This window comes from Lactiplantibacillus plantarum (assembly GCF_014131735.1).
Classification (GTDB): domain Bacteria; phylum Bacillota; class Bacilli; order Lactobacillales; family Lactobacillaceae; genus Lactiplantibacillus; species Lactiplantibacillus plantarum.
On the sequence record NZ_CP039121.1, the window covers coordinates 1,995,426 to 2,021,432 of the forward strand.

At 45.6% G+C, this 26,007-nt stretch carries 21 protein-coding genes and 1 other annotated feature; of the genes, 2 read left to right on the forward strand and 19 right to left on the reverse strand.

Annotation, left to right across the window (positions count from 1 at the left end; translation table 11 throughout):
- Positions 1-9 precede the first annotated feature (9 nt).
- Entirely contained in the window at positions 10-1,272 is a 1,263-nt protein-coding gene (locus E5260_RS09250) for an ISL3-like element ISP1 family transposase (RefSeq protein ID WP_003640831.1), read from the forward strand.
- A gap of 105 nt (positions 1,273-1,377) precedes the next feature.
- Here E5260_RS09250 and E5260_RS09255 read toward each other — a convergent pair whose 3' ends face one another.
- On the reverse strand, positions 1,378-2,868 hold the full coding sequence (locus E5260_RS09255; RefSeq protein WP_003640832.1) for a C40 family peptidase: 1,491 nt from the start codon (positions 2,866-2,868) through the stop codon (positions 1,378-1,380).
- A gap of 466 nt (positions 2,869-3,334) precedes the next feature.
- Between E5260_RS09255 and E5260_RS09260 the strand changes: the two genes are divergently transcribed.
- Positions 3,335-4,984: an IS1182 family transposase gene (locus E5260_RS09260; RefSeq protein ID WP_025015716.1), complete on the forward strand. Its 1,650-nt coding sequence runs from the start codon at positions 3,335-3,337 to the stop codon at positions 4,982-4,984.
- 9 nt (positions 4,985-4,993) lie between these two features.
- Here E5260_RS09260 and E5260_RS09265 read toward each other — a convergent pair whose 3' ends face one another.
- The 18 genes from E5260_RS09265 to E5260_RS09350 all read right to left on the reverse strand — a co-directional run bounded on the left by E5260_RS09265 (position 4,994) and on the right by E5260_RS09350 (position 26,004).
- Positions 4,994-5,959, reverse strand: a complete 966-nt coding sequence (locus E5260_RS09265) for a ribose-phosphate diphosphokinase (protein ID WP_003644596.1) — start codon at positions 5,957-5,959, stop codon at positions 4,994-4,996.
- Positions 5,960-6,113: 154 nt separating this feature from the next.
- The gene (gene recD2 / locus E5260_RS09270) at positions 6,114-8,663 is read right to left on the reverse strand and encodes an SF1B family DNA helicase RecD2 (RefSeq protein ID WP_003640834.1); all 2,550 of its coding nucleotides are present in this window, start codon (positions 8,661-8,663) and stop codon (positions 6,114-6,116) included.
- 15 nt (positions 8,664-8,678) lie between these two features.
- Positions 8,679-9,353, reverse strand: coding sequence for a tetratricopeptide repeat protein (locus E5260_RS09275; RefSeq protein WP_003640835.1), 675 nt, complete (start codon positions 9,351-9,353; stop codon positions 8,679-8,681).
- 20 nt (positions 9,354-9,373) lie between these two features.
- Positions 9,374-10,039, reverse strand: coding sequence for a histidine phosphatase family protein (locus E5260_RS09280; RefSeq protein ID WP_003640836.1), 666 nt, complete (start codon positions 10,037-10,039; stop codon positions 9,374-9,376).
- Between the two features lie 523 nt (positions 10,040-10,562).
- On the reverse strand, positions 10,563-12,011 hold the full coding sequence (locus E5260_RS09285; RefSeq protein WP_003640837.1) for a WxL domain-containing protein: 1,449 nt from the start codon (positions 12,009-12,011) through the stop codon (positions 10,563-10,565).
- Positions 12,012-12,017: 6 nt separating this feature from the next.
- Positions 12,018-13,052: a DUF916 and DUF3324 domain-containing protein gene (locus E5260_RS09290; RefSeq protein WP_003640838.1), complete on the reverse strand. Its 1,035-nt coding sequence runs from the start codon at positions 13,050-13,052 to the stop codon at positions 12,018-12,020.
- 58 nt (positions 13,053-13,110) lie between these two features.
- Positions 13,111-13,842 (reverse strand): WxL domain-containing protein, encoded by a 732-nt coding sequence (locus tag E5260_RS09295; RefSeq protein ID WP_003640839.1) that lies wholly within the window; start codon positions 13,840-13,842, stop codon positions 13,111-13,113.
- 281 nt (positions 13,843-14,123) lie between these two features.
- Positions 14,124-14,786 carry a potassium channel family protein gene (locus E5260_RS09300; protein ID WP_024971792.1) on the reverse strand — a complete coding sequence of 221 codons (663 nt, stop codon included), beginning with the start codon at positions 14,784-14,786 and terminating at the stop codon, positions 14,124-14,126.
- 9 nt (positions 14,787-14,795) lie between these two features.
- A complete protein-coding gene (locus E5260_RS09305; protein WP_003644601.1) occupies positions 14,796-16,154 on the reverse strand; it encodes a TrkH family potassium uptake protein in 1,359 nt (452 codons plus the stop codon).
- A gap of 189 nt (positions 16,155-16,343) precedes the next feature.
- The gene (gene mnmA, locus E5260_RS09310) at positions 16,344-17,468 is read right to left on the reverse strand and encodes a tRNA 2-thiouridine(34) synthase MnmA (RefSeq protein WP_003644602.1); all 1,125 of its coding nucleotides are present in this window, start codon (positions 17,466-17,468) and stop codon (positions 16,344-16,346) included.
- Positions 17,469-17,584: 116 nt separating this feature from the next.
- Positions 17,585-17,926: a DUF1831 domain-containing protein gene (locus E5260_RS09315; RefSeq protein WP_003640843.1), complete on the reverse strand. Its 342-nt coding sequence runs from the start codon at positions 17,924-17,926 to the stop codon at positions 17,585-17,587.
- A gap of 2 nt (positions 17,927-17,928) precedes the next feature.
- On the reverse strand, positions 17,929-19,089 hold the full coding sequence (locus tag E5260_RS09320) for a cysteine desulfurase family protein (RefSeq protein ID WP_003640844.1): 1,161 nt from the start codon (positions 19,087-19,089) through the stop codon (positions 17,929-17,931).
- Between the two features lie 58 nt (positions 19,090-19,147).
- Positions 19,148-19,840, reverse strand: coding sequence for a 5'-methylthioadenosine/adenosylhomocysteine nucleosidase (locus E5260_RS09325; RefSeq protein WP_003640845.1), 693 nt, complete (start codon positions 19,838-19,840; stop codon positions 19,148-19,150).
- Positions 19,841-19,860: 20 nt separating this feature from the next.
- Entirely contained in the window at positions 19,861-20,112 is a 252-nt protein-coding gene (locus E5260_RS09330) for a hypothetical protein (RefSeq protein WP_003640846.1), read from the reverse strand.
- Positions 20,112-20,666 carry an NUDIX hydrolase gene (locus E5260_RS09335; RefSeq protein ID WP_003640847.1) on the reverse strand — a complete coding sequence of 185 codons (555 nt, stop codon included), beginning with the start codon at positions 20,664-20,666 and terminating at the stop codon, positions 20,112-20,114. Before E5260_RS09335 ends, E5260_RS09330 begins: the two co-directional genes overlap by 1 nt.
- A 194-nt stretch (positions 20,667-20,860) precedes the next feature.
- On the reverse strand, positions 20,861-21,859 hold the full coding sequence (gene dapF, locus E5260_RS09340) for a diaminopimelate epimerase (protein ID WP_003645933.1): 999 nt from the start codon (positions 21,857-21,859) through the stop codon (positions 20,861-20,863).
- A 334-nt stretch (positions 21,860-22,193) separates the two neighbouring features.
- Positions 22,194-24,992: an isoleucine--tRNA ligase gene (gene ileS / locus E5260_RS09345; protein ID WP_003640849.1), complete on the reverse strand. Its 2,799-nt coding sequence runs from the start codon at positions 24,990-24,992 to the stop codon at positions 22,194-22,196.
- A 69-nt stretch (positions 24,993-25,061) separates the two neighbouring features.
- Positions 25,062-25,274 (reverse strand) — a binding site (T-box leader).
- A gap of 31 nt (positions 25,275-25,305) precedes the next feature.
- Entirely contained in the window at positions 25,306-26,004 is a 699-nt protein-coding gene (locus tag E5260_RS09350; RefSeq protein ID WP_003640850.1) for a DivIVA domain-containing protein, read from the reverse strand.
- Between the last annotated feature and the right edge of the window lie 3 nt (positions 26,005-26,007).

Consider the following 26,007-nt stretch of genomic DNA (forward strand, 5'->3'; position numbering starts at 1 on the left):
GTGTCAGATATGTCCCAGGACCATTCTACTAAAGTACTGCTCCAAATTAAAGACCCAAATATTACTGATTTAGTTGTTCAAAAAGCTACTAACGGAAGCTTACAAGTGCTTGCAAAGCTAACGTATCCGGTTACTGTTTGCGCACGTTGTAGCAAACGTTCCATGGTTAAGAATGGCTTTAAGACCGTTCACATCAGAATTCCTAGAATTAGCGAACGAGTCACCATCCTTAACTTAAAGAAGCAGCGATTTATCTGTAAAAATTGTGGTAAAAGTAGTTTAACAACGACTACGCTGGTTAAAAAACATCATCAAATATCTGAAAACAGTCTGCATGCCATTGATCTATCATTAACTGAAGACCGTACGATGGCTAGTATTGCGGCTCAATACAATGTCTCGACCAATACGATTAGTCGCCGAATAAAGTTACTCGGACAAGGTACCCAACCAGCTTTCAACGGACTACCAACGATGCTTTGTATCGACGAATTTCGTTCAACTGGTAAACAAATGAGTTTTATTGCGGTGGATGCCCAAACCCACGACATCATTACAATTTTACCAGGACGTAAGAATGCCGATATTAAAGACTTCTTTCTCAATCATTATTCTAAACGTCATCGTGACCGCGTAACCCGGGTTGTGATGGACTTTAATTCTCAATATCAACCCGCGATTCGAACACTCTTTCCACACGCCAAACTAGTCGCAGATAACTTTCATCTTGTTCAAATGGCCTTACGATCTTTGAATCAAACTCGGGTCCAACTCATGAAACGCTTTAACCCTAAGAGTCGTGAATACCGAGTGCTTAAATATTATTGGCGGTTATATTTAAAAGATTATGACAGCCTCGAAAAGCGCAAACCTCAATGGTTTGCGCATCTTAAAGATCGCATGACACCAGAGCAATTAGTCGTAGCCGGTTTAAATCTAGACCAACAGTTTCGACAAACCTACCAAGCCGCACATGCCTTAGTTAAGGCTTTTCAAAAGCGTGATTATCGATCCTTCAAAGCAGCACTAGGTCATGTCGAAAATGTCAGTCCTCAGCTAATGACCAATATTAAAAGCTTTATCAAGAACCGGCAACTCATCAAAAATATGACTACCGGCCGATTATCAAATGGTCCCGTCGAAGGTGTGAACCGTAAAATCAAGCAAATCAAAAGAACCGCGTATGGTTACAAGAACTGGCAAAACTTTATTTATCGAATTCAAATTGAGTTCAAAATCAAAATCGAAAAAAAGAACCCAATTCGTAAATGAATTGGATTCTAAATATAACTTCATCAACACCGGTTGACAGAGACCCTAAAAATACCCCTAACACTTAACAATATCGTGTTAGGGGTATTTGCAATTAAAATCGGCTTACTTAACCGTACCTGCAAAACTTGGCATGAAGTAAGAACTGATTGTCTGAACTTGAACGTTTTGGCCTTCAGTTGGAGCCGCAACGTATTGATTATTTCCAATATAGATGGCATCGTGATAAGTGCTACCACGACTACCCCAGAATAAAATATCTCCAGGTTGAGCATCCGCAACGGAATGCGTCGTCACATAAGATTCCTGTGCAACCGTACTATGTGGCAAGGTAATCCCAGCTGCATGTTGGTAAACATAGGAAACTAAACCAGAACAATCCATTCCCGAAAGACTCGCACCACCCCAAACATAAGGGATGTTGGCACTAGCCAACTTCAGCGCAAGGCCGGTTACAGAACCAGTAGCTAAATCACTCGTTGAACTAGTAGTGGTACTGCTACTATTAGTCGTTGCGGTACTACTTGCGGTATTGCTTGCACTGCTAGTGGCTGCTGAAGAACTACTCTGACTGGTCGTGCTTGAACTAGTCGCTGCCGAGCTACTCTGGCTCGCTGTACTCGTAGTTGATGCTGCACTAGCAGCTGTACTTGATGCTTGACTAGCCGTGCTAGTAGCAGTCGTGCTGCTAGTACTAGTTGCACTCGCAGTTGAAGCGGTACTTTGACTAGTCGTTGTTGAACTAGCAGCTGATGAGGACGCGCTACTCGTTACTGAGGCACTCGCTGCAACACTCTTCGACTGACTGGTAGCAGTCGAAGAACTAGCACTACTTGCTGATACGGCTGCACTCGTTGCGACTGCTTTGACCGGTGCATTTGAGGTCGTAGCCGTTGATGAAGCAACAGAGCCGGTCGATGATGATATCGTTGACGTGCTAGTACTGCTTGCTGAGTTCGCACTGACAGCATCCTGACTTGCTGCACTGGTGCTACTTACAACGCTTGCACTCACACTTGAAACCGAACTCGCACTTGTACTTGAGGTGGAACTCGCACTAACAGCCGTCGTGGCCTTGGCAGTCGTACTCGTAGTTGACGCTGCACTAGTAGCTGACATGGTTGTTTTTTGACTCGTCTTAGCGGTCGTCTTGGTCGTTGCTCCTGGCACTTGAATGTTCTGACCCACCACAATTAAATCGCCAGAAAGACCATTTAACGTCTGGAGAGCGTGAACAGAAGTGTTGTACTTATCAGCAAGCGCCCAAAGAGTGTCACCCGCTTTAACGGTATATGTACCCTTAGTAGCGGCTTTCTTAGTTGCTGACTTAGTCGTGGCGGTCTTAGTTGCGGATCCACCAATTTGTAAGTTTTGACCAACATAAATTAAATCGATATTACCATCAGATGCTTTAATCTGGTTAAGTTTTTCAATACTCTGCACGGAAACACCGTGTTGTTGAGCGAGGCCCCAAACTGTATCGTTTGCTTTTACAGTGATTGAGGCAGCATTGGCAGCTTGGCCTGTAGCAAGCAATAAACCAACGGCACCAACCGTACTGGCTAGGACCTTGCCCGTTGTATGTGCTTGTGACATTTAATTCACTCCTTAGTTTTTGAACTCAAATTAACAGTAACAAAATCGTCTTGTGACTGAAGATTAAGAAATTCTTAACCTGCTTTTACAAATCATAATTTTATTGTAGCACAATTTACCAAAATACAAACTAGAATCGCTCGTTTTTTTACAAAACAGTCCGGTTATTTTGAAAAACGTTTGCCAATGCCAAAGCGGCGCATTTGGCTGTTATAGCAACGTTTATGCATATAAACGGAATGTTATCTTTTGATTACTTCAAGTAATTAGTTGCACTGTTTGGACGAGTTACGCTATTCAGTAAACCAACCAAAAAGAGGCTGTGACATAAGTCTCTAGAAACAAAGCAGGTCTGGAAAAATCTTCGGATTTTTCCAGACCTGCTTTTGATATAATAGAAAATAAAAAAAGAGCATCGGTCGCACCCGATACTCTACGAAATTATCCTCGAAAGGACATTCCTAATATGCAAGATTATTATAACATGAATCAAACCACTTTGAGTATTGCCTTGGATTACCAACCAGAAGATCATCATTCTGCTCGTTACATCAACCAGCTTGTTGAGAGTTTAAAACTAAAATATGATTACCAGTTTGGCCGTCCGCGGGAATATAACCTCGGTGCCATGTTAAAACTGGTCCTTTTAGCGTACAGCTATGGCATTTTCAGCAGTCGTAAAATTGAACGGTTTGCCCGTGAAAACAAGCCAGCTGGGTGGTTAATTGCCGACCAAATTCCGTCCTACCGGACGATTTGTCGCTTTAGAATTTCTGATGAACTGGCCACTTTGACAACCGATAGCTTATCACAGCTAACCCAATATCTTCGTCAAAATGGCATGATTGATGATGTTTCATTTATTGATGGAACTAAGATCCTAGCCGACGCCAACAAGTATAGCTTTGTTTGGAAGAAGAATACGATACGATTTGACAAGATGAATCGCGAAAAACTCGTTGACCTGTTAGGCGAGCTTCATGAAGCTAAAATTGTCGGTGAAATTCCGGCAGGATCAGAGCTGACTCCCGAACTATTGGATATCATGATTAGCAAGGTTGAGGATCACTTAGTGGTCCTTAATGAAACCGTGGAAGCAACTAAGCAGGTTTCCCCGAACCCAGCCAAACAGCAACGCCGGACTGTTAAATCACAAAAACGTAAGTTGGATAAACGACGTGATAAAATGCGTGAACACCAAGCACAGCAAGCAATCTATGGTCAGCGTAACAGCTACTCTAAGACGGATCACGATGCCACCTTTATGCGGGTCAAGGAAGATCCGATGCAAAACGGTCAATTAAAACCTGCCTACAACGTTCAAATCGCCACGAGTAATCAGTTCATTACGGGATATCGGCTTTTCCAAAATCCAACCGACACACGAACCTTACAACCGTTTATTGAACATTTAAAGGCCAACAATGTGTTAGGTCACACCATCGTTACCGATGCCGGATACGGTTCCGAAAGTAATTATCGGTACTTGGAAGATGAATTCGGTCAGCATACCGTTTTGATTCCCTACGGCACAATGCTTAAAGAGAATAGTCGAAAATGGCAAAGTGATGACCGTAAGGTTATGAACTGGGACTATCATGAAAAAGATGATTATTTTATCAATCCGCAAAACGTCCGGTTTAATTTTAATGCTTATCGTCGACGGACTGATAAGTATGGTTTTACCCGTGACTTTAAAGAATACATTGCCGAAAAGTATGATGAAAATCATCAACTAATTGCCGCGGCACTAACACCAAAAGGATATCTTAAAAGGATTTCCGTGAACGAAAATTGGGAATATTTCAAATCGAAACAACGAGAATTACTTTCAGCTCCAGAAACTGGTCAGATTTACGCTCAACGTAAGATCGATGTTGAGCCAGTTTTTGGCAAGATGAAGGCTTCTTTACATTTCAATCGATTCTCGGTGCGAGGTTTCGACAAGGTCACCAAGGAAGCCGGAATCGTAATACTGGCGTTAAACATTATGAAACTGGTCACGGTAGGGACCAACTTTAAAAATCAAAGGCGTAAGCAAATGGGACGAGAAACCAAAATTCGGTTTCTCGTCCCATTTGCTTATACAGAGGCTAGTTATGTCACAGCCTCTTAAAGTTGCGAGCTAGATGCGAGGATCAAACAACCGATCAACTGGTTGCTGTTCATGTACTAATTTGATTGCATCACCCAATAATGGACCAACCGAAAGTTGCACCAACTTATCAAAGTGTTTATCCGCTGGGATCTGAATCGTATCCGTCACGATGACTTTCTCGAACTTGGAAGCCTGTAATTTAGCCACTGCATCCTGTGAAAAGATTGCGTGAGTCGCACAGCCGTATACGGTCGCTGCTCCCGCTTGTGCTAAAGCATCTGCCGAGACATCGAACCGGGTTCCCGTATCAATCATATCATCGATCACAATGGCGACGCGCCCTTTCACATCACCAATAATACTACTTGGCACTAGGTCATCATCATCTGGGTGTCGATTATCAATAATCGCAATTGGGGCCCCCAATAGTTCTGCCATCTTACGTGCCCGCGAAACACCGGCATGATCTGGTGACACGACGACGAGATTATCGGTAATGCCGCGATCTTTAAAATAACTTGCCAAGAGTGGGGCCGCAAATAAATGATCAACCGGAATATCAAAGAATCCTTGAATCTGTGCGGCGTGCAGATCGACCGTCAAGACTCGACTGGCCCGGTCCTTTTCCAATAACGTTGCAATTAATTTTGCAGTAATGGGCTCACGTGAACGCGCTTTGCGATCTTGACGTGAGTACCCGTAATAAGGAATAACCACGTTAATCTGACTGGCACTAGCACGTCTTAAGGCATCGATCATGATCAATAATTCTAATATTGTATCATTGACCGGTTCCGAAATAGATTGAATGACGAAAACTTCCGCCCCACGAATACTTTCTTCGATGTTGATCTGAATTTCACCATCACTAAACCGCTTTACGGAACTTTTGCCGAGTGGAATTCCGACCCGCTGCGCAATTTTTTCGGCTAACGGTAGGTTCGAATTCAGGGCAAACAGTTTCAGTTTGGCATAAGATTGATCTGTTGACATAACGACCTCCATAAAAGTTGTTTGATGATTTTGCTACTTTGATTATAGCAGTAACCACGGCTAAAAACCGCACACAAGCAAATTTTCTTGCATAATGAGCGTCGCCGACAATGTGTCGTTCACCGTAATTTCAGTTGCAATAACCAATTAATTATCAATTAGCTACTTGCGGCATGAAATTAGCTGGCGTGATACCATTCATGCCAATCATCGGATCGATTCGGCCAGCGCTGACTAGCGCTGGGGTCAAAATTGTTGGTCCAGCAGACTGGGAACTCGGTTCCTGAGTTTTTTCAGTGGCCGACTCCTCGTCAGAAGCAACTTTCTTAACCGCCGTCGCTTTTTCGCCGACTGGCATTGCCTCTGCTTGGTCAGTAGTCGCAATAGTGGCCGTTTCATCGGATACGGTATCCCCGCCAAAGACTTGTTGTAACCGTTTCGTCAGTGTGGTTTGGCGATTAACCGATTCATTGGTAACGCTCCGCTCAAATGATTGACTATCACCTAACAGGATCAGCATTTGTTCAGCACGTGTCACGGCAGTATACAGTAGATTGCGTTGTAGCATCCGTGCAAATTGTGGTACCAGTGGCAGAATAACCATTTTAAACTGGCTCCCTTGAGACTTGTGGATCGACATACTGTACGCTAATGTCAATCGATTCCATTCATTGCGTTGATAAGTCACTTCATTTTGATCAAAGGCAATCGTGATCTGGTCTTTCTTCGATTCATTGTGAGAATCATTTGCCAGATCGATACCGACGATTTTACCAATGTCGCCATTAAAAACATTATCCTCGGGTGAATTAACGAGGTGCAGGACCTTATCACCGACCCGAAAATCTTGACCGTTATACGTTAGATGCTTCTGATGGGCACTCTTCAACGGATTAAAGATTTTCTGAACCGTGGTATTCAGCTGATCGATCCCGGCAGTGCCGCGATACATCGGGGCCAGAATTTGTACCTCCTCAGCACTGAAGCCCTTCGCCTTGGCACGTGCCACAACTTGTTCAACAATGTGATTGACTTGATAAGCGTTGCAGGCAATAAATGAGCGATCCGGTTGGTTGACGGCAAAATCGGCCGGTAAATGACCATCTTTGATGGCGTGGGCCAACGGAATAATACTGGAATCATTGCCCTGCCGGTAGATTGTCGTTAACTCAATTTGGGGCAGTTCACTAAACTGCAATAAATCATGAAACACTTGCCCGGCTCCTACCGATGGCAGTTGATCCTTATCGCCAACAAGAATGACTTGCATGTGACTTGGAATCGCCGTCAGTAACTGCTGAAACAGTACCGTGTCAACCATCGACATTTCGTCAATAATCAGGAGGCCCCCATCTAATTCCTTACTAGGCTCCTCGGGACCATCTTCACGCCCCGTCAACCCAAGCAACCGATGAATAGTACTAGCTGGGAGCCCAGTCGTTTCAGCCATCCGCTTGGCTGCCCGTCCAGTCGGTGCCGCCAGCAGGATTGGAAAAGGCTTATCCTTATACTGATTGATATCTAGTGCAACGTCGTGTAATTCCGCATAGAGCGCGACTAAGCCACGGATAATGGTCGTTTTACCAGTCCCCGGTCCCCCAGTTAGTAGAAAAACAGGCGCCGTAATCGCCGCTTTTAGTGCTTCGGTTTGTGATTCATCATAAGTAATGTTGCTAGCTCGACCGACATGCTCGATAGCATGATCCACGGCACGTTCAGACAATTTTTCATCATTATCGGCGGCTAACAACCGTTGTAAATGTTCCGCAACGCGCCACTCGGCTTCATAGAGACCGCGCAAGTAGATACGATTCTCGTCACCCACGATTTTATTTTCCTTCGCCAAGACGACCAACTGATCAGCCAGCTTCGAAGGATCAATTTGAACATTGCGAGCATTCTCAAGTAGTTGCAACGTTTGATTCAGCAACGGTTGAGCCGTGGTATACGTATCACCGTTTTCCACGCACAGCTCATTAATCTCAGTCAATAGGGCCGCCTTTAACCGGTCATCCGCTTGGGGATCAATTTTAAGTTGGGCCGCAATTTGATCCGCTTTTTTGAACCCGACGCCTTTGATATCCTCAACCAAACAGTACGGATTCGCTTGAATCTTAGCCAAAGTGTCACCTTGATAGCGTGCATAGATGGCCGCAGCTAACCGACTCCCAAAACCGTACGCATTAAGTCCGATGATAGTTTGCTCCAAACCGTTATTGACCGTGAGCGTGTCGATCAAAGTCGTCTGAACGCTGGCCCGAAGTCCGATTGGTTTTAAAACCTTCGGATCAGCTAAAATTTGATCAATGGCGTCTTCGCCCAAAGTATCGACGATTCGCTCAGCAGTCCGCTTACCCAACCCAGGAAAATCACTACCAGATAGATAGGCAATCAAGCCTGCGCGTGTCGTGGGCGTTTCATTTTGATAATTATCCGCTTGAAACTGAACCCCGTATTTGGGATGCGTGACCGTTTTACCGGTAAAACGATACGTTGTCTCCTCCTGAATATCCGCAAAATTTCCAGTAACAACGATCTCATCTTCCGACCAATCAATGTTCTGTTCAGTTACTTTGACTAATAAGACTTTATAAAAACTATCGGCACTGCTAAAAAAAACGGCAGCGACTTTACCGACGATAAAGTGTGTGACCGGTTCCCGACCAATATCGTCGGAAAATAAATGTGCTTGTTCGTCCGTCACGGAAATCCTCCTAAATTAGTGATTTTGATTATCTGCTTGTGCGGCTAACATTTTTTCAATATCCGTTAGCTGTTGCTGATGACTTTTAAAATATTGACTGTCCAATTTCTGCGCGCGTTCAAACCAGGTGGCATACGGTTTTCCCAGTACCATTGCGGTCAGTCCAAGGTTAAAAGCAGCTCGCCCAGATTGCGAATCAATCTTATATGCGCGTTGATAGTAATCCGATGCTTGCTGATTATTGCCTAATGCAAGTAATATGTCTGCTACTAACAAATTAGCGTCAAGTTGTTGTGGACGTGCCTCTTGAGCCGTAATGGCCCAGACCAGGGCATGTTGGTAATCGTGTTGGGCCATTAAAGCTTGTGCACTCATTAAATAAGCATCCTGTTTTAGTTGATCATCCGTAATTTGTTGATAATATGGTAACGCTTTGTCATAAGTTTGAGCTTGATAATAGACATTTCCCAACGCATAACGCAGGTAGTCGGCTGCGGGTTGTTGGTGGTCAAACTTTCCCAACGCCTTCATTGCTAACGCCTCTGCCTGTTCAAAATCTTGACCAGCCGTTAATAATACCACTAGTTCATAATAAGCATGGTAGTCCTCGGGCTGTGCATCAATCTTGCCAATGAGTTGATGGACTAGTGCTTGCTGTTTAGCTTTGCTAGGACGTGATGTTTTTGCCATCCGAACCACTTCCTTCTATATTAAATCGTATCAGTTGCATCGGGCCGCCGTGATAGGTATGAGGTGTCATTCCAATCTAATAGCTTAAAATGTTGACCACGGTCACGCGTCTCTAAAATTGTTGTTGACGTATTCGACAAGCCACCCCGTTGCCGTAACGTCGCCAGTGTCGCTCCCAGTAATGAGTTGACTAAGGCATTCAAGGCTGCACCATGACTAACGATCAAAACATTGTCATCGCGACGTGGATTTGCTTGAACAATTTGCTTAATAGCGGGAGTCATCCGCTTCAGCAGTTGTTGAAAGCTCTCCCCCTGAATCGCTGTCGGGTCATACTGATCCGGATGATTTCGAAACGCGTCGAATTCGGCCGGATACGTAGCTTCAACATCCGTGAAGGCCATTCCTTCCATCTTACCGAGATTGAACTCCCGTAAACGACTCAGTACCGTTATGGGTAACTCTGATTGTGTCAAATCATTACGTAGTGTCATCGCTGTATCACGCGCCCGTTTTAACGGACTGACATAGATATGACTAAACCGAATATCCTGGAGCGCCGCTGCCAATTCATGAATTTCTTGATAACTAGTCGGTAATAATGGTGAATCTCCCTGAGAGCCTTGATAGCGCCCCTCAAGATTCCACTCTGTTTTCCCATGGCGAACAAATAATAGTTTTGTCAATTGCTTACTTCCTTACTCTAGTGTCTTGATTTGATCTTATTTTCGAGCAATGGCCCCTCCAAACTGAATAACGGTTGCGATGATTTAGCAGTATCATTGCAACTCATCGTCAATCGCCGTTAGGCCAACCCTGTTAATACTTCAAATGACGTGGCGGATGGTCGTGATACTTCGTCACGCTCGCAACACGTCTTACGTTCTATATTATGACAGTTTTCAGACTGATTTTCAAAATCTGTTCACGAATTTTAACGATCATCACGCTATTATTTGATAAACGCGATCAGTTGACCGGGCATGGTATCTTTTAGCCACTAAGTATGCAACTGCTACGCCATACTGCCAATGGCTGTTATTCACCGTACTACTCAGCCGTAAGAGTAAATCGTCGTTTTTCCAATCTACTTAATAAAAATATAATTATGTAAACTAAATCAGCCGAACCAAGTTCAACTCCAGCATTACCCTGCTTTAACAAAAAAGTGGTAAGTAGCTTTGAAACACTACTTACCACCACTAATTATTATGCAGCGGGCACAATCGCCAAGGTCCAAGTAATAATGCTTTGATACTCACCAGGCGTTGCCAATGGTGTTGCTGGTAACTGTAATGAACTAGGTGCCACATCAAAAGTTTGACTCTGATGACCAGTTTGCCGGTAAACGCTGGTTGTCGAACCATCCGTTGGTATCGTTTGATTGAGCACTCCCGTCGAGTCTTTGAGCATTAACCGAGCCGTCTTGATTGTTGTATTTCCAGCAGTAAAGGGACTCAGACTCGCCATTAACTGCCAGTCAGCCCCAACAGTCCGGTCATCAACCACGGCCAACCGATAGTCATTATTACCGTCATAACCGTCATTAGCTTTTACGGCCGTCGGGTCTGTCGCCAAGTCAGTGCCTTGTGCAAGTCGCTGCAGGTTTAACGTTCCAAAATTAAAATTAGGAACGGCACTCAATGATAACCGCCCACCACTCTTAACTGTTAGCAAAGCGGCGTTGGTCGTCACCGTCTGTGGCTTGCCATTGACCGGATAGCTTAGACTCGCATAGTAGGCCGTTCCATCATCATCCGCATTGGTCGGTACCTTGACCGTATAACTCGTATCCGTGACATTGAGGGCTGTAGCCTTACCATTCTTGACACGATACCAATTGCTAACAGTCACCCCCTCGGGCAATGCTGGTAATGTAAATGTTGCCGGCGTCCCTTCTACGACCGTCACATCTTGTAACGCTCCAACCAAAATTTTGACGCTATCACTCAGACCATTAGAGGTTCCGGTAATCGTGACAGTTCCGTGATCATCCGCTTTTCCGGAATTATCCGTGGCGGCATCCGCTGCGGTCACATTCCCATATTCATCAACTGCCGCAAGTGACGGGTCACTACTCTTCCAAGTAATTGGATCCGTTGCTTCCTCTGGCGTCAGTGCTGCATGTACCATGGTCGTTTGTGCATTATTGAGCCACGCGTCATCACTCGTCACTTTGATGCCAGTCGTTACCACCCGGGCTGGCGTGACCGTCACTTTCGCGATTTTGGACCAATAATCAGGAAACGCCCCAACACCAGAGAAATCATACTGGACCTGAAAATAAAGATGCGTTGTTTTGGTCACTTGCGGCGCATTGAAAGTATAGGTTCGACTATTAGTGCCAATCTTCTGATAGGTTTGCCCCTCATCCGTCGATTCCCACCAAACGTACTTGCGACCACTCAACAGACTTGTCGCCGCCTCAAGCGCACTGCGCTGGGCCCGAACCGACAGCGTTACTGAGTTGCCACCAATCACATTTGAATCGATTGGCTGTTGTGAAAAACCGCCCGATAGATTCAAACCTAAGACGGAACTCGGTGGACTGCTTGGCGATTGGGGCGCCGTTTTGGCTGCTAAGGCACTCGTGACGATACCTAAACCAACCAGCATACTTATCACCATTAGGCCACAAGCCTTGATCAACTTTCTCATCGTTCCTCACTCCTTACGCGAACGCCGCTGGCCAAACCAGTACGCCGCCATTAGAAGTGCTAAGAGAATGACTAGTGCCACTGCACCCCACAGCCACCAGTTGACCTGACGCGGTCCAACCAGATGATGATTATGTTGTTGCGCCCGTTCTGCAGTCAAGGTAAAGTCACGGGTGAAATCCCAGACACGCTGGCCGCTCGTTAGATGCAATTTTAGTCGGTACTTCCCTGCGGCTAAGTTTTGCGTGCCCAACGCGACTTGATAGTTAAACCAGCTATTCGGTGCCATTGATCCTGATTTAAGTTGCTGCGTGGCAACGGTTTTTCCCGTCGTGCGTTGAATAACGCGTGCTTGAATTTTGAGTTGTCCAAAAAGTGTCGGCGTCAGATTACGGAGTTTGGCAAAGAGTACTGGTTGCCCATTGGTGGGCGTCACTTTGACTTCATCGAGGACTAACTTAACTGGAATCGTCACTTGCGGCTGACACCAAAGCGCCACCGCTGTAACCTCTGCATAGCGATTCTTCAACATAAAACCTTGACTCGTCGTTGGCCGGGCCGCATTGGCGGTTGGATTGGTGACAAAGAGGCCACCTAACACCTCCCCTTGGAACCCAGACTTGGGAATCGTGGTCTTAAAAGCCACCGTTTTCGCTTGATGAGCCGCTAACTTAACTACGACGCCACTTGACGTCATGTCAGTAAACGTCGTCGTGGCAGATGGGTCATGCCGCTTAGACGGCACGTACGCGACGCTGCCTGCATCTGAGGTCGTTGCGTTGACCGGTGTTACCTGCAACGTAATTGCTGATTTACCAGGATTGCTGACGGAGACTCTGAACGTTGACGTCGTTCCCGGCGTGACCTTCATATTAAAGTAACCCGCCTGCTTATCTAGTTGATCCTTGGGCAGTAGGGGTGTCAGAATAAAACCCGATGCGGGTGTGTTAGATGCCGCTTGACCAGGTAATGACCCTAAAAGCCCGCCTAGTAGCAATGCCAACACTAATAACCACCACTGACCGATTTGTTTCCATCGCATTCTAAACACCCCCACTTCACTTAATCATTGAATAACGACGCGCGATGATCAGCTGAACCTATGAAGCTGCTTTTGGTGTTGCTGCAGCAGCTGCTGGTGCATTTTGAAGCGTCCAGTAAAGCGTTGCTGTGTAAGTTCCAGCAGAAATATTGGACTGCTTACCGACTTGCAATGAACTGCTCGTGGCAGTCGTCGCTGTATTTGAACCTTCACCACTATCTGCAGCAGCATTCCATAACGTTTGTGGGCTCGCGACCCATCCGTTTGTCACTTCGCTCTGATTCAAACTCAATGCGGTCGGCGCGGCAGTATTAGCATTGTCAGCGTTACCCTTGGTCATATTCAAATTCAATGTGGCCGAGTCAACTTTAGCCGCTCCCGAACTAAACGGTCCCATCCCAACTGTCAACGTCCAGCCAGCATGATTTCCCCGAAAGTCGCTAACGTTTAAATTGCCACTACCATTGCCATCATAGCCACTGCCTCCCGACGTATTGCTACTTGTTGCATTTAACGTTGTGGCAGCAGATGCAATATTCTTAACGTTGGTCGAACTTAACGCGATATTTGGCACAGCATCCAACGTTAATTCACCGGGCATAACCGTAAATTGTGCATTCGATAACGCTTCCGCATTACCCGTGCTATCCGCAACATAACCAGACGAAACTGTCGTCAAATTGTTGCTTGCTGTTCCGGGTCCGGCCGCTAACACCGCTAGGGGCATTAGCGCAAGTGATAGTAAAGTTGCGCCACCACTCAACCCGGTCATTAATTTAAAAGTTCGCATGTTGCTTCCTCCTTCTCAATCGACTGCTTTTCCAGTCGCCTGCTACCATATTAGTTTACTAATCACTTTATGATTCCGCTTTCACCGTCCTCTTCCCCTGACGCCAACCATAGTTTATCATGTATACCAATCGAAACTGTGGGTTATGTTTTGATTCATTAACTTTCCATATTAATTAAACGCCTGGTGATAACCGGCCACAACGTGGATACCCAGTCACCCTTGTAACCAAAAAAACATCAAGGCCCGTTGTCCTTGATGTTTTTACATCATTAATCCATTTATTTTTTTAACGCTTCATCTAACGCAATAACGCCCTTAACTGGACCAACCACAGTAATCACATCATGGAGGGCCATCATATCCGTCGGCTTGGGCGAGACATCAATGTGTTTCTCGTGTTTGATTGCAATTACCGTCAGACCAAAACGTTGCCGGATCTTTAAATCGATCAGATTCTGATTAACAAAGTTCGGATCCGTAATCTCGATTGCGGCCAACGTATACTCATCACTTAAGTCAATAAAGTTTAAAATATGGTTGGAAAGGATGCGGTGGGCAATGCCCTGACCCATATCACGTTCCGGAAATACGACTTGGTCAGCGCCGACCCGTTCAAGGACCCGCCCCTGGTCGCTAGTTTCGGCCTTGGCGATGACCTTTTTCGCCCCCTGCTCCTTGCTCAACATCGTCGTCAGAATACTGGCTTCCATATTATTGCCAATCCCAATAATCACATAATCAAACGTATCGACGTTCAAATCACGCAACACCTGCTCGTCACGGGTATCAGCAATCATTGTCTGTGTCGCCACGTCCATTAGCTCGTTAACTGGTTCTTCGTTAATATCAACGGCCAAAACATCCTGATGAGCTGCGGCAAGCGCCCGAACAACACTCTCACCAAACCGTCCTAGACCAAATACAGCAAAATTTTTTCGCATGTTGCCCACCTAACCAATCAAAATATTTTCTGCCGGATAACGGATCAAGTTCACCCTAGCTTGACGTCTGGAAAGCGCGTAGAGTGACGTGAAGATCCCCACCCGGCCAATAAACATTAGCATCATGATTACAATCTTCCCAATCAAAGTCAGATTGGGCGTCAATCCCAAACTGAGTCCGACGGTTCCAAATGCTGATAACACTTCAAACAAAACGTATTCCAACCCGAAGCCCTTCGGAATTTTTTCAGTCTGCGTTAAGATCAGTGTTGCCACTGTCAGCACAATACTAGCCAAGAAAATCAGCATTAGCGCCCGATTGATATTCTCCTGACTAAAACGACGATGACTAAACTCAACATCACGGCGACCACGTAGCTGGGCAATACTTTGGAACATCAAAACGCCAAACGTTGTCGTCTTGATCCCACCCGCAGTCGATCCAGGCGTCCCACCAACGAACATCAGAATCATAATGACCAATAAACTCCCCGCTTGCAATCCTTGAGTAGGCATTGTAATTAAACCCGCTGTCCGGGGGGTAACACTTAAAAACAGCGTATTGATCGTTCGGTTGACCCACGACATTCCGGTTGGCAACAGTTCCAAGTCACGTTCAGTGATCAACAACAAGACAAAACCGATGACAAATAAACTGAAAGTTGTGAGTAAGGTCAGTTTGGAATTTAAAGTCAGTCGCTTACGCGTATGGTACAGCAGCACGTCACGCCAAACTAAAAATCCAAGGCCACCCGCAATAATTAGGATCATCGTGACCGTCAAGACGTATGGATCATTACGAAAGCCTTGCAGACTATCGCCAAACACATCAAAACCGGCATTACAAAATGACATAACCGCATGGTATAGTGACACATACAATCCGTGACGCCAACCAAATCGAGGTACAAAATCAATTGCGAGCAACCCAAGACCGCCTAGCTGAAAGAGCAGTGACAAACCCACGACATACTTCATAACGCTTTTAGTATCACTCAATCGTTCCAAATTCAGGGAGGCCTTGACCATCAACTGCGTAGAGAGACCGATCTGACGACGCATAATATTAAAGAGGAGTACCGCAAAGGTCATGTAGCCCAGCGCACCGACCTCCGAAAGTACCAGAATCACCAATTGACCAAACGTTGTCCAGTGCGCAGCAGTATTGACGACGGTCAGCCCAGTAATACATGTCGCTGATGCCGACGTAAACAACACATCGATCAACGACGTGTGCACGTTTGCTGGCGTCGCCCATGGGAGGCTCAGTAAGACTGTCCCAATCAGAATTAAGATAATAAAACCGGCTACCATTTTCTTAGATAGCGTATCAAAAAATTTAAAATGTGCTAATTGTCTCATAATCATTCCATCCCACAACAGCTTATCGATTATAACCAATCAGTCCGATTGATCATACTCCATTTAGCTTAATCAACCTAGCCAAGAAAAGCAAGTCCGACCTAAGCTTTGACGTACGCCGGCCACGGCCGACCCAATACATACAAAAAAACCGCTAATCAAGCTCAGCTTGATCAGCGGTAAACCAATTACGAACTAAACATACTGTAAGACGCGCTCATCATTATAAGCAGCGTCAATCATACCGGAACCTAAGCATTCCTCACCGTTGTAGAAGACAACGGCCTGTCCAGGAGTAATCGCCCGAACTGGATCATCAAAAGTCACGGTAACTTCCGTGTGGTCATCATTAAAATGCACCGTCACACCAGAATCTTTTTGCCGGTAACGGAACTTTGCCGTCACGTGGAAGTCATTACCTAAGTCTTCATCAGTCACAAAGTGTAAGTCGGACGCCTTTAAGTGGGTTGCGTACAGGTGCGGATTATGGTAGCCCTTGCCAACATACAGAATATTTTTCTTCAGATCTTTACCGACCACAAACCATGGCTCGTTATCCTCACCATCACCACCGATACCAAGTCCGCGGCGCTGGCCAATCGTGTAATACATCAGCCCGGCGTGCTCACCCTTTACTTGACCATCGAAAGTCATCATCTTACCTGGTGTTGCTGGTAAGTAATGGCCTAGGAATTCCTTGAAGTTCTTTTCGCCAATGAAGCAGATCCCAACGGAGTCCTTCTTCTTAGCTGTTGCCAAGCCCGCGTTTAAAGCAAGCTTACGAACGTCAGGCTTCACCATTTCGCCAAGTGGGAACATCACCTTTTGTAAGGTCTTCGAATCCAGCTGACTTAAGAAATAAGTTTGGTCCTTGTTGCTGTCAACACCACGCAAAAGGTGCATCGTGCCATCTTCATCATGTTGTAACCGCGCGTAATGACCAGTGGCAATGTAATCCGCCCCTAAATCCATCGCGTAATCTAAAAACGCCTTAAACTTAATTTCTTTGTTGCAGATAACATCGGGGTTCGGTGTGCGTCCCTTCTTGTATTCGTCTAAGAAGTACGTGAAGACCCGGTCCCAATATTCCTTCTCGAAGTTAATCGAGTAATAAGGAATCCCAATTTTATCTGCCACTTTGGCAACATCTTTATAATCTTCGGTCGCGGTACAGACACCATTTTCGTCCGTATCGTCCCAATTCTTCATAAACACGCCCACCACGTCATAACCTTGCTGCTTCAAGAGCAACGCCACTACGGATGAATCAACACCACCACTCATGCCGACAACGACACGCGTGTTACTGTGATCAGTCATACTTTTCACCATCATTTCCAAAAGATTCTGGAGAATCCACGATTTGAAGGTCGTACAAGTCCAGTAAGTTCCATTATAACAAAGAAAACGCCGGCTGCAAGCCAGGCGTTCCCTGATTAGTCCGTCGTGAGGACATCCCGTTCAATAAAGTTAGCTAAAATATACCGTAATTGTTCAACAGCTTCCGGATGGGCGTCATTTTTGAAAATATTTGCCCGTTGGACACCATTGCCCGTTACCGTCGTCATCTTAAACCCAGTCAAATCCGCATTGACTGTCATCTTCAGCTTGAAAGCCGCTTGATAGGGTGAAGTGGGATCCAAGGAACGTTCAAAACTAAACGCGCCCGAGCGACCCTTCACAAAACCCAAATCCATCAACGTGTATTTCTTGACCGTTGGACTCAGCGTATACGTCTTAGTATCCCCATCTAGTTTAACCGTTGTTGTGTATGCCATCGTCACGCCCCCTGCTTTTTTAATAAGCGCTGCGTCGTCTTCGTCAGCACCGTTACAAACTGATCCAGATCAGCCTTAGTAGTATAGCGACCAAAGCTCAACCGAATCGACTCGCTGATCCGGGGAGAGTCTTCACCATACATTGCAATTAAAACGTGTGATGGTTCTAGGCTCCCCGCCGTACATGCGGAGCCCCCAGAAACTGCGACACCACCTAAGTCCAGGTTAGTTTGCATTGTATAGGTCGATACCCCTTTGATCCATAAGTTCAAAACGTGTTGCAAGTTATGCTCACCGAGGGACCCGTTGACTTCAAAATCAACTCCGTTAGCCGTTAACTGGTCAACGATGTATTGCTTGAACTCACGATACTTAGCCTGCCGGTGGGCTTTCTCAGCGGTCGTCAGTTCTTGCACGGCCGTGGCAAAGCCCGCGATTGCCGGGATATTTTCAGTACCGGCACGGCGCTTATCTTCCTGTTCGCCACCCTTGACAAAGCTAGGAAAGTTAATGCCATTGCGTCTATACAAGAAGCCCAAGAATTTAGGCCCATTGATTTTATGTGCTGAGGTGGACAACATGTCAATATGATCCCGTTGCACATCAATATCCAACAACCCGTAGGCCTGCACTGCATCCGTATGGAACCATGCCTGGTGATCCTTTAACAATTCACCAATTTCATGGATTGGCATCTGTGAACCAACTTCATTATTCCCGGTCATGATTGAGACGAGAATCGTATCAGGACGTAGTGCCGCCTTCAAATCATCCAGACTAATTTGTCCCTGTTCATTCACGGGTAAATAAGTAATCTCAAACCCATGTTCTGCCAAAAAAGCAGTCGATTTAAGAATTGCTTGATGTTCGATTGCCGTCGTAATAATATGCTTGCCTAAATGTTGGCGCGTCCACGCGGTCTGCATCACCGCCGTATTATCACTTTCTGTACCACCACTGGTAAAGATAATGTCATCGTCAGCTGCGTTAATGCTTTGGGCAATCACGTGCCGACTATCGTCTAAAACTTCACGGGCGGCCCGACCGAATGCGTGGGTGCTTGAAGCATTGCCAAACGTATTCGTCATTTGATCCGTCATCGTCTGAATAACGGACGCTGCCATTGGGGTCGTTGCCGCATTGTCTAGGTACACTTGCTTCATTACATCATACTTCCTTCTAAATAATTCTTAGTTATTAGCATCGCTGCGATACATCTGACTAATTTTGCGCCGCAAATAATGCAAGTAACATCGCTGCGGACTGCTTACCCGCTTCCAGGATAAATTCGTCAAAACTAACACCGGCATTTTCATCACCGACATCGGACATCGCGCGAATCACCACATATGGCGTCTGGAACTGGTGACAAGCTTGACCAATTGCGGCGCCCTCCATTTCACTAGATAGTGCTTCTGGAAAGTGTGCTAAAATCTTATCGGTAGCCGCCTTACCTGCGATAAATTGGTCACCGGAAACAATCAGTCCAGTCTTGGCATTCAAACCGGTTGCCTTGGCCGCCGCCATGATTTGCTTTACCCAATTGGCATCCGTTTCGTAGTATAGTGGCTGTTGTGGTAATTGGCCATATTCGTAGTCAAAGGCCGTCGCATCAACATCGTGATAAGCAGTTGCCTTAGCTACGACAACGTCACCGACATGCAAACCAGCGCCAATCCCACCTGCAGAACCAGAGTTGATGACAACGTCCACATCAAAGTTAGTAATCATTAAAGCCGTAGTCATACCAGCTTGCACTTTACCAATGCCTGATTGCACTAAGACAACTTCCTGCTGATCAATTGTCCCATCATAGAACGTAATATCCTTAATATTAACGATCTTTTCGTCTTGCAAAGCATCCCGTAACGTTTTAAGTTCTTCTTCCATCGCACAAATAATTCCAAATTTCATGTGAGCCTAGCGCCTACTTTCTATGGTGTTAAAAATAAAATTAAAAAGACAATAATAATCCCAACGACTAGTCCAGCAATCGCCCAATTCAATTTGCGGGCTAGCCGTTTCGTCTTGGCTTCTTCAACAGCCCGGTTGTTCTCAGCAGCATACGCTTGTCGGGATGCACTGGGTTCGGCCGTTGGTGATTCTTGTTCCTGAGTATCGTGACCAGTTGGCTGGCTACGTTGTTGTCGATATTGCTGTCTGGTGAGTCGATCATCATCTGCCACTATGCTTCAACTCCTAACTCAGGGTGACTTTGCCAGTACCAAATCGCCATTACGGTTTTGGCATCCTGAATCTGACCAGTCTGAACTTGACTGACAGCCGTCGCGAGGTCCAGCTTGATGAGCCTAATTTGTTCGTCAGGGTCTTGTGGGAATGCCGTTGCAACCGCACTCAGACCGGTAGCAACGTACAACTTCATTAGTTCGTCCGTAAACCCGGGTGACGTGTAGAATTGGGCGACTGCTTCTAAGTGCTGAGCTGTCAATCGGGTTTCCTCATTTAATTCGCGGACGGCCGCCTGGTCCATGGTCTCACCGGATTCGACCTTACCAGCCGGAATCTCGACGGTCAGCCCACCGGTTGCAGCGCGCCACTGTTGTTCAACAATCATTTTATGTTGCGCGGTAATCATCAGCATCGCGACGGCCGGCTGGTGTCGCACAATTTCACGTGTTGCCGTCGTTTGATCTGGTAAAGTGACTTCTTGTCGTTCGACCTGTACCAACCCGCCTTGATAAACCAACTGACGACTCTGAACCCGTTCCTCAAATGTCATTGATCAAGAACCCCTTTCAGTGTCTGCTCTCTCAATAAGGATACCGATTTTTTAGCTCGATTGCAATTTTCAACTGGGCGATTTCGGTAATTTTAACGAACCCGCAAAAAATGGGCTAACGAGCGACCAATTTGGCTCCTTAACCCATTTTTCCAATTCTTAAAATCAAGCGGACCAATTGACACTAATCGCCATTAGGCCTTTGCAAGGTTAGCGACGAAATCTTCATAAGCAACCTGCTCACCAGTTTCCGTTGCGGTAGCTGGGCTGTAGTCGCCCTGAAGCGCATCTTCTAATGGCAAAGTCACGATCCGGACGAACGTCGCGTTACCGATCAATTCCATCCAGTATTCTTCATCGGCACCTTGGTGAACAACGGTTTTGACCATCCCACCAGGATTGGTGACGTGGATTTCTTGATTAAAATCGGTACTTTCTTGGTGTAATAACACGTACATCAATGAGGAAGCCGACATCGCAGTCCCACAAGCATTGGTAAAACCAACCCCGCGTTCAAACGTGCGTACAAAAATTGAATTTGGTCCTAAGACTTCCACAAAACTAACGTTGACGCCATCAGGGAAAATTTGGTTTTTACCATCATTCATCCATTCACCGATACGTCCTAATTCGGGGCCAACCAACGTATCATGGTCAACGAACGCAATCAAATGCGGATTAGGCACCGCCACAGCTGAGAATTTCAAGTCAGCAGACAGCGCTGGAATCTTTTCATTAATAATTGTCGTCGCATCGTTATTCGCATGCATGCCAAGTGTCTGCGCGTCGAAAGTTACGGGTGAAATTTCAACACTGTAAGCTGGGACGTGGGCCGCAAAATCAGCAACGGCCTGCACCTTTAAGTCCGCATACATCGTCTGAACCCGGAAGTCTTCCTGACTATTTTGCGTGCCCAAATAACGAGCAACGGTCCGTAGCCCATTACCGCACATGCTAGCTTCCGTCCCGTCCGCATTAATGACCCGCATCCGACCAAGTACTTGTGGATGTTCTGATTTATCAACAACCAACACGCCATCAGCGCCATCGTACAAACCTGCGCCGTCACGTTTACAAATGTTAATTGCCAATTGCTTCAAATCCGCATCCGATAACGGTGCTTGAAATTGTGTTTGATCCAATAAATAAAAATCGTTACCAGAACCGTGTACCTTGATCATTTTCACAGCCATCAACATCCTATCTATATAAAATCGACCTTAATTTAAACTACTTCATTATCATACTGACTTTTTCATGAAAATTCAATTGCAAAGGACCATTTCTCATAATAACCATTCAAAGTCCTGCGCAGCAACTGTAAATTCTTAATAGCTCTTAAATCTTGCATCTGAAAAACGCAATCAGTTTTTTACAGCTGTATCTCAATCATCCCGGTGTTCGGATTTACTGACTACTTGATAATCCCCACACGCCAGCACAAAAAAGTGCCACTAATCAGTCCCGTTTGACTGATTAGTGGCACTTTTCATAAGTTATCAAGACTCACGCTAAATTTAATTCAGATTAAGCTTCCAAACCAGTTGTTACTGATTCAGGGTAGTTTTCACGAACGATTGCGGCGCACCGTGCACATAACATCGGATAAGCCTCGTCACTGCCAACATCGGTCTTAACCATTCGGCAACGATCACAAACGTCACCGTCAGCATGGCCAACCTTGATGGCTAACGTGTCACCAAATGTTTCTGCGTCTGCAGGCGCGTCACTTAACGCGTGTAGATCTAATGCTGAAACCATCAACATCTGCCGAACATTGGTGTTCAAATGATCTAAGAAGGCTTGCGTATCATCATCAACATACAAATCCAAGTGTGCTTCCAAGGATTTACCAATCAACTTAGCATCCCGGGCTTCTTCCAACGCCTTTAAGACGTTACTCCGAAGATCCATGAACCGCGTCCATTGAGCCATCAACTCGTCGCTGTTCGCATAATTTTGAACAGCTGGCATCTCAGCTAATTGCGCAAATTCTTCTGGTTCCTTCAAGAATGGCCAAATTTCTTCAGTCGTGTGTGGCAGCATTGGTGTGAAGAGCTTCGTCAAGGCAACCAAAACATCGTAGAAGACCGTTTGCATCGACCGCCGTGAATGGCTATCCTCGGCATCAATGTACATAATATCCTTGGCAATATCGAGATAGAAGTTTGATAAATCAACCGTCAAGAAGTTGATCAACTTCTTGTAGATATCCAAGAAATCATAATGATCGTAATGGTCCTTCGTCTCAGCTACGAATTCGTTCAACCGTGTTTCCATGTACTGGTCCACACTTGCTAAATCTTCATAAGCCACGCGGTTGGTCTTCGGATCAAAGTCTGCGGTGTTGCCTAACATGAAGCGTACCGTATTCCGGAACTTCTTGTAGGAATCGGCTACTTGCTTAAAGCTTTCCATTGAGACCCGAACGTCGGAACTGGTATCCACTGAAGCGACCCACATCCGAACGATTTCAGCACCCATCTGCTTAATAACATCAGCTGGCGCAATCGTGTTGCCCAGTGACTTACTCATCTTACGACCTTGATTATCCAACGTGAAACCTTGTGACAAGACTTGCTTGTATGGGGCATGTCCAGAAACAGCCACACTCGTAATCAAGCTTGAGTTGAACCAACCACGATATTGGTCAGAACCTTCAAGGTATAAGTCGGCTGGATAGTCGAGGTATGAGCGCTCTGCCAGGACACCCTGGTGTGATGAACCAGAGTCGAACCAAACATCCATAATATCGGTTTCCTTAGTAAAGGTACCGTTTGGTGAATGTTCATTGGTATAGCCATCTGGCAATAGATCCTTAGCGTCGCGTTCGAACCAAACATTCGAACCATACTTGCCAAATAAATCAGCTACGTGGTTAATCGTCACTTCGTCCATGATGGCAGTGCCATCTTCAGCATAGAAGATTGGAAGAGGTACACCCCAAACTCGTTGCCGTGAAATGACCCAGTCACCACGGTCACGAATCATGTTGTAAAGACGCTTTTTACCCCACTCTGGGAAGAATTCAACGTCATCCATCGACTTAAGGATTTCATCACGCATATCACCAACGGAAGCAAACCACTGTGGCGTTGCCCGGAAGATAATCGGCTTCTTAGTCCGCCAGTCAAATGGATAGCTGTGTTCGTATGGCATATATTTCAGTAATAACCCAGCGGCCTTCAACTTGTCCAGTGCGATCTTGTTAGCGTCATCGTAGAAGACCCCCGCAAAATCATCACCAGCTTCAGCCGTTAAGAACCCTTTGTCATCTACGGGAGCAAAGATTGGCAGGTCGTATTGCTTACCGATCCGGTAGTCATCTTCCCCATAACCAGGCGCAGTATGCACTAGCCCAGTCCCAGAATCAAGTGTGACAAAATCACCTAACATCGTTACTAAATGCCGACTGTTGTCAAAAGGATGTTCGCACAAAATGTTTTCGAGTTCCGCACCCTTGACCGTTTTAAGCACTTGAACATCTTCCCAACCAAATCGTTTGGCATTTTCGTCCAACAATTCAGCCGCGAGCACAAACTTACGATTTTCACCAGCCGGTTGCACAACGACGTAATCAAAACTTGCATCGATTGTGATTCCTTCTGAAGCTGGAATCGTCCAAGGAGTTGTTGTCCAAACAACCATATAGGTATCATCATCTAAGACACCCTTACCATCAATGACATGTTCACCGTAGAAGGCGGATGGCGATGTCACATCATGATATTCCACTTCAGCTTCTGCCAAAGCCGATTCAGAAGACCATGACCAGAAGACAGGCTTTTGGCCCCGGTAGATCAAGTGACGTTTAGCAAACGCACCAAAGACCCGCACTTGAGCCGCTTCAAATTCTGGCTTTAACGTTAAGTATGGGTTGTCCCATTCACCAGCAACGCCTAAGCGCTTAAACTCATCACGTTGACGATCAACTTGTTCCAACGCGTATTTCCGACAAAGTTCTCGGAATTCATTGTCCGTCATCTTCTTGCGGTCATAACCGGCTTGCTTTAACTTCTGTTCGATTGGTAGCCCATGGGTATCCCAACCAGGAACGTAAGGTGCCCGAAACCCATTCATCGACTTATAGCGAACGATGAAATCCTTCGTGATCTTATTTAAGGCGTGCCCCATATGGATATCACCATTCGCGTATGGTGGGCCATCGTGTAAGATAAAGCTTGGCTTACCTTCATTCAATTTTTGCCGTTGTTCGTAGACTTTATTTTCAGCCCACACATTTTGCCGTTCAACTTCTTTGACCGGTAAGTTTCCACGCATTTTAAACTTGGTCTTACCGAGGTTTAACGTTTCTTTAACGCGCATATTCTCACTCCTTAAAATTTTTATCAAACAATCGCCATTGGATTTTTAGACACAAAAAAACTTCGTCCACCCAGGGACGAAGTTATCGTGGTACCACCCAATTTTAGAATTGTTTAAATTCTCTCTTAGCATGGTTAACGTCCATGGACCGGCCACCCTTACTCAATTCAGGATAGCATTCGGAGATGATCTGCAACTAACTAAGGGACGACTGCCTTTCCATTGCCGGCAGCTCTCTGGGCGTATTAGCTAATTGTTTGCTGTTCTCCTCAATACATTCAATTCGCTTCAATTGTGCCTGACGATCGCCTAATTAATTATTAGTGCTGTCATCATCAGGGAAAATAACCACCGTCTGTTGTTGGACTTGATCGCCACCGTCCGCAACGGGGGTCTCACCACTCGTTGCTTCCGTAATTTCAACGGTTGCTTCTGAGTTTACGCTCGCATCCCCCGAGTTGTCAAGGTTATCTTCCTTTAAAACGTGTTGAATTTCAGCATAATCAGCCGTATTCGTTTCGCTAAGTAGTTGATCCCAATCCTTGCTCTTAACCACTTCTAACTGCGATTCTAACATCACTTGCAAGCGTTGCCGGAAGACCCGCGTTTGTTTCTTCAAATCATCAGTTTCAACGGATAATCGTTTGGCCTTTTGAGAAGCTTCGTCGATCATTTGGTTTGACTTGTCGGTTGCTTCACTCACAATGTCAGACGCTTGTTTCTGAGCTTCGCGGGTGATAATGTCGGCTTCCTTCTTAGAGTTCGTCTTCACTTTATCAGCAGCTTCTTGAGCCACCAAGATAGATTGATTCAAGGAATCTTTCAATTCATTGAAATACTTCAACTTACCTTCACTCGAGTCCAACCGTTCTTGGAGGTCTTTATTTTGCTTCAAGGTAATTTGATAATCTTTGATAATTTGTTCTAGAAAATCATTAACCTCATCAATATTGTAACCACGCAGTTTCGTTGAAAACTCTTTGTTATGAATGTCATCAGGACTTAACACCATTAG

Coding starts and splice junctions, on each gene's coding strand:
- E5260_RS09250 (WP_003640831.1), top strand. CDS start 10: ATGTCCCAGGACCATTCTACTAAAGTACTGCTCCAAATTAAAGACCCA.
- E5260_RS09255 (WP_003640832.1), bottom strand. CDS start 2,868: ATGTCACAAGCACATACAACGGGCAAGGTCCTAGCCAGTACGGTTGGT.
- E5260_RS09260 (WP_025015716.1), top strand. CDS start 3,335: ATGCAAGATTATTATAACATGAATCAAACCACTTTGAGTATTGCCTTG.
- E5260_RS09265 (WP_003644596.1), bottom strand. CDS start 5,959: ATGTCAACAGATCAATCTTATGCCAAACTGAAACTGTTTGCCCTGAAT.
- E5260_RS09275 (WP_003640835.1), bottom strand. CDS start 9,353: ATGGCAAAAACATCACGTCCTAGCAAAGCTAAACAGCAAGCACTAGTC.
- E5260_RS09285 (WP_003640837.1), bottom strand. CDS start 12,011: ATGAGAAAGTTGATCAAGGCTTGTGGCCTAATGGTGATAAGTATGCTG.
- E5260_RS09290 (WP_003640838.1), bottom strand. CDS start 13,052: ATGCGATGGAAACAAATCGGTCAGTGGTGGTTATTAGTGTTGGCATTG.
- E5260_RS09295 (WP_003640839.1), bottom strand. CDS start 13,842: ATGCGAACTTTTAAATTAATGACCGGGTTGAGTGGTGGCGCAACTTTA.
- E5260_RS09300 (WP_024971792.1), bottom strand. CDS start 14,786: ATGCGAAAAAATTTTGCTGTATTTGGTCTAGGACGGTTTGGTGAGAGT.
- E5260_RS09305 (WP_003644601.1), bottom strand. CDS start 16,154: ATGATTATGAGACAATTAGCACATTTTAAATTTTTTGATACGCTATCT.
- mnmA (WP_003644602.1), bottom strand. CDS start 17,468: ATGACTGATCACAGTAACACGCGTGTCGTTGTCGGCATGAGTGGTGGT.
- E5260_RS09315 (WP_003640843.1), bottom strand. CDS start 17,926: ATGGCATACACAACAACGGTTAAACTAGATGGGGATACTAAGACGTAT.
- E5260_RS09320 (WP_003640844.1), bottom strand. CDS start 19,089: ATGAAGCAAGTGTACCTAGACAATGCGGCAACGACCCCAATGGCAGCG.
- E5260_RS09325 (WP_003640845.1), bottom strand. CDS start 19,840: ATGAAATTTGGAATTATTTGTGCGATGGAAGAAGAACTTAAAACGTTA.
- E5260_RS09335 (WP_003640847.1), bottom strand. CDS start 20,666: ATGACATTTGAGGAACGGGTTCAGAGTCGTCAGTTGGTTTATCAAGGC.
- dapF (WP_003645933.1), bottom strand. CDS start 21,859: ATGGCTGTGAAAATGATCAAGGTACACGGTTCTGGTAACGATTTTTAT.
- ileS (WP_003640849.1), bottom strand. CDS start 24,992: ATGCGCGTTAAAGAAACGTTAAACCTCGGTAAGACCAAGTTTAAAATG.
- E5260_RS09350 (WP_003640850.1), bottom strand. CDS start 26,004: ATGGTGTTAAGTCCTGATGACATTCATAACAAAGAGTTTTCAACGAAA.